This window comes from Arthrobacter sp. MYb214 (assembly GCF_002979865.1).
Taxonomy (GTDB): domain Bacteria; phylum Actinomycetota; class Actinomycetes; order Actinomycetales; family Micrococcaceae; genus Glutamicibacter.
This window is the reverse complement of sequence record NZ_PCPZ01000015.1, coordinates 1-1,268: the sequence shown is the minus strand read 5'-3', so window position 1 is coordinate 1,268 and position 1,268 is coordinate 1. Positions and strand designations below refer to the sequence as shown.

Genomic DNA, 1,268 nt, shown 5'->3' with positions numbered 1-1,268 from the left:
GTTAAACAGGTGAGGCCCCGGCACCAAACGGTACCAGGGCCTCAAACCATCTACTCAAGTTAAGTCCGGCGGTGACCTACTCTCCCACACCCTCACGAGTGCAGTACCATCGGCGCAGTGGGCCTTAGCTTCCGGGTTCGGTATGGGACCGGGCGTTTCCCCCACGCTATGACCGCCGTAACAATCACGAAGCACACAAACCAAAACGTTTCCTGGTCAGTGTTTTCCGGTGCTACAAAGTCTTGTAACTCATCCGTATTTGCTGGTTAGAGGTTGTTGTCTCGTAACCGCATAGTGAACGCGAACAGCATTGAAATCATCAGTTCAAATATTGTTTTATTGTGTGTTGAAAGTCATCGGCCTATTAGTACAGGTCAGCTACACAAGTCTTTAGTCCTTGCTTCCACATCCTGCCTATCAACCCAGTGGTCTAGCTGGGGGCCTCTCACACTCAAGGTGCATGGAAATCTCATCTCGAAGCAGGCTTCCCGCTTAGATGCTTTCAGCGGTTATCCCTTCCAAACGTAGCTAATCAGCGATGCACTTGGCAGTACAACTGACACACCAGAGGTTCGTCCGTCCCGGTCCTCTCGTACTAAGGACAGCCCTTCTCAAATTTCCAACGCGCGCAGCGGATAGGGACCGAACTGTCTCACGACGTTCTAAACCCAGCTCGCGTACCGCTTTAATGGGCGAACAGCCCAACCCTTGGGACCTACTCCAGCCCCAGGATGCGACGAGCCGACATCGAGGTGCCAAACCATGCCGTCGATATGGACTCTTGGGCAAGATCAGCCTGTTATCCCCGAGGTACCTTTTATCCGTTGAGCGACGGCCCTTCCACGAGGTGCCGCCGGATCACTAGTCCCGACTTTCGTCCCTGCTCGAGCTGTCACTCTCACAGTCAAGCTCCCTTGTGCACTTACACTCGACACCTGATTGCCAACCAGGCTGAGGGAACCTTTGGGCGCCTCCGTTACATTTTAGGAGGCAACCGCCCCAGTTAAACTACCCATCAGGCACTGTCCCTGAACCAGATCATGGTCCGAAGTTAGGTGACCGGTACAGCCAGAGTGGTATTTCAACGATGACTCCACCTGAACTAGCGTCCAAGCTTCACAGTCTCCCACCTATCCTACACAAGCTGCACCGAACACCAATACCAAACTATAGTAAAGGTCTCGGGGTCTTTCCGTCCTGCTGCGCGTAACGAGCATCTTTACTCGTACTGCAATTTCGCCGAGTTCATGGTTGAGACAGCGGGGAAG

2 rRNA genes are annotated in these 1,268 nt (G+C 53.3%); both read right to left on the bottom strand.

The features are described from left to right. Positions 1–63 precede the first annotated feature (63 nt). Positions 64–180: ribosomal RNA gene (gene rrf, locus CQ012_RS17320) — 5S ribosomal RNA — on the bottom strand. 163 nt (positions 181–343) lie between these two features. Continuing rightward, positions 344–1,268 (bottom strand): 23S ribosomal RNA (locus CQ012_RS17315); the annotation flags it as partial.